This is a genomic window from Mesorhizobium sp. M7A.F.Ca.CA.002.15.2.1 (genome assembly GCF_003998715.1).
Classification (GTDB): domain Bacteria; phylum Pseudomonadota; class Alphaproteobacteria; order Rhizobiales; family Rhizobiaceae; genus Mesorhizobium; species Mesorhizobium ciceri.
On sequence record NZ_RZPI01000713.1, the window covers coordinates 1 to 2,753 of the forward strand.

A 2,753-nucleotide genomic window follows, 5' to 3' on the forward strand; every position below is an offset into this window, starting at 1 on the left:
CGCCAGCCCCGAGCGAGCCGATTGCTCGGGCGTGACACCAAAATAGGCCTGCATGTAATTTTCGTCGGCGAACACGGCGGACGCGCTGGCGCCGATCATCAACGATTGAGACAGAGGCCGGGTCACCTCGATCCCCACCCTGCCCTCCAGGCCATCGCTGCCGCCGATGGTCTTGTCCAGCTGCGCGAATATTTCGGCCGGACCGAACTTCGCCGCTGCCTTCACGCCGACCGTCGCGCCCATGTCGACATCCCCCAAGCCGCGCAGATGGTCGGAGTCGTCTTCCTTGCGGCCCATCTCATAGCCAAGCCGCGCGCTGAAGGCGAACGGTCCTTGTTCATAAACGGCGATGTTGGCACCAGTCGGATCGATCGTCACCGTGTCGAGGAATGTCGCCGTGACGAAAGGCACCGGCATGATCTTGAACTCATTGCTGCCCTCGTATTTGGGGACGATGATGGCGCCGCCGCCGAGCACGACGTGCCAGTCGGACAGTTTCTGTTCGAAGCGCCCGAAACGGGAAGGCTCGGGCGGCAGGGTAAAATCATCGGAATTCACCGCAATGGCGTCTGCCGCCAGCGCGCCGTCCGAATGGGCTGAAAGCAGGATTGCCATGACCGCAAGAGATGCCCGGCCGGCAAATAGTCCAGAGTCAATTTTGGCGAACATGCGTGCTCCAGTATAGCGAGGCAAAGAGCCTCCGATGGCGTCACCATGTCAGGTGAAAGTGGCCGCATGCGTTAAGTGATGTTAAGTTTTGTTGCGCAATCGTGGTTTCATCTTGCCGTATAGGGAGGCCCTAGGCTGACAGTGGGCTGCCACGATCTGCCGTGGATCGTCTCGCGATCGGAGAACGGAACTGTTTCAATCCAGGCCAGAACAGCTCTAATGTCTGTGCCGGAGCAATGTGGGCGGGGTATGGGGAACACAAGCGACGATGACGAGCGGAGTTTCTTCTCCGAAGCGCCGATGCGGCCTGCTGCGAAAGCCAAGGCGACGCTCGACGAAAAGCCGCATTACCTCGGCCATCGCGACCGCTTGCGCGAGCGCTTTGCCCTGGCGGGTCCGGACGCCCTGCCCGATTACGAACTTCTGGAACTTCTGCTCTTTCGCCTGATCCCTCGTGCCGACACCAAACCGGCGGCCAAGGCGCTGCTGGCACGCTTCGGCACGCTGGCCGAAGTGCTTGGCGCCCCGGTGGGCCTGCTGCAGGAGGTCAAGGGCATCGGCCCTGCGGTGGCACTCGACCTGAAAATCCTCGCCGCAACGGCGCAGCGCATGGCACGCGGCGAGGTCCACGGCCGCGAGATCCTCTCGTCCTGGCAGCAGCTCCTCGACTATTGCCGCTCAGCAATGGCCTTCGAGGCGCGCGAGCAGTTCCGCATCCTGTTCCTCGACAAGAAGAACGCGCTGATCGCCGACGAGGTGCAGCAGACGGGTACTGTCGACCACACGCCTGTCTACCCGCGAGAAGTGATCAAGCGGGCGCTCGAACTCTCGGCGACTGCCATTATCCTGGTCCACAATCACCCGTCAGGCGACCCGACGCCATCGCGCGCCGACATCGAGATGACGAAGGAGATCATCGACGCGGGCAAGCGGCTGGGCATCGCGGTGCACGACCACATCATCATCGGGCGGAAGGGATATGCCAGCATGAAGGGCCTGCTGCTGATCTGAGGTGGCAGGGCCGGCGCCAACGCCGATCGACCCCGACCACACGATCCCAGAGATCGGGGCGGGCGAAACCGGCTAGAACAAGCGACTGGCGGAATCAGGAGAGCACGATCATGGCGAAGACAAAAGTCCTTCTTGTCGGCGAAAGCTGGGTGAGTTCGGCGACCCACTACAAGGGGTTCGACCAGTTCGGCAGCGTCACCTTCCATCTCGGGGCAACGCCCCTGGTCGACGCCTTGAAGGACAGCGAATTCGATCTCGACTACATGCCCGCTCATGAGGCCGTCGAGAAGCTGCCTTTCACCATGGAAGGGCTGTCGCAATACAGGACGATCATCCTGTCCGACATTGGCGCAAACTCGCTGCTGCTTCATCCCGATGTCTGGCTGCACGGCAAGACAGTGCCGAACCGGCTCAAGCTCCTGCGCGACTGGACGCTGGCCGGCGGCGGCCTGATCATGATCGGCGGTTACTTCAGCTTCCAAGGCATTGACGGCAAGGCGCGCTGGCATCGCACGGCGGTCGAGGAGGCGCTGCCGGTGACCTGCCTTCCCAATGATGACCGCCTCGAAATTCCGGAGGGCTTTCGTCCCGAGATCACTGGCTCAAGAGACCATCCGCTTTTTGCCGGCATTGAGGGCGAATGGCCGCTGCTGCTCGGCGCCAACGAGGTCGTCGCCCGCGATCGCGACGATGTCGAGGTTCTGGCGCGGCTGCCGCAGGACCAGGGCGGCCATCCCCTGCTGGTCACCGGGCGTCACGGCGAAGGGCGCACGCTGGTCTGGACGTCGGACATCGGACCGCACTGGCTGCCGAACAGTTTTGTCGAATGGCCCGGCTATGCGCGGCTTTGGACCAACGTGCTCCGCTGGGTCAGCAACGCCGTTTGATGATGTCGCCCCAAAGTGCGTTTTTGAGGCAACGACATGTATGAGAACAAAGGTTTGAAGCCGATCAGCATCACCGGGAACGGCGAGCTCGGCCGTTGCCGCCTTCGCCTCACGGTCGTTCACGGCGGATCGGTGTTGCAGTTTCCGGCAACCTGGCTGACCGCTTCGCCGAACCCGGCGAGGTCG

The 2,753-nt window shown here is 62.5% G+C and carries 3 protein-coding genes; 2 read left to right on the forward strand and 1 reads right to left on the reverse strand.

Annotation, left to right across the window (positions count from 1 at the left end):
- On the reverse strand, positions 1 to 669 hold a 669-nt coding region (locus ENZ74_RS28010), incomplete at its 3' end, for a MipA/OmpV family protein (RefSeq protein ID WP_164761265.1).
- 249 nt (positions 670 to 918) lie between these two features.
- Here ENZ74_RS28010 and radC point away from each other — a divergent pair.
- Together radC and ENZ74_RS28020 are read left to right on the forward strand one after the other, a co-directional pair.
- Positions 919 to 1,680: a DNA repair protein RadC gene (gene radC, locus ENZ74_RS28015; RefSeq protein WP_013532006.1), complete on the forward strand. Its 762-nt coding sequence runs from the start codon at positions 919 to 921 to the stop codon at positions 1,678 to 1,680.
- A 110-nt stretch (positions 1,681 to 1,790) separates the two neighbouring features.
- Positions 1,791 to 2,567, forward strand: a complete 777-nt coding sequence (locus ENZ74_RS28020) for a glutamine amidotransferase (protein ID WP_013532007.1) — start codon at positions 1,791 to 1,793, stop codon at positions 2,565 to 2,567.
- Positions 2,568 to 2,753: the final 186 nt, after the last annotated feature.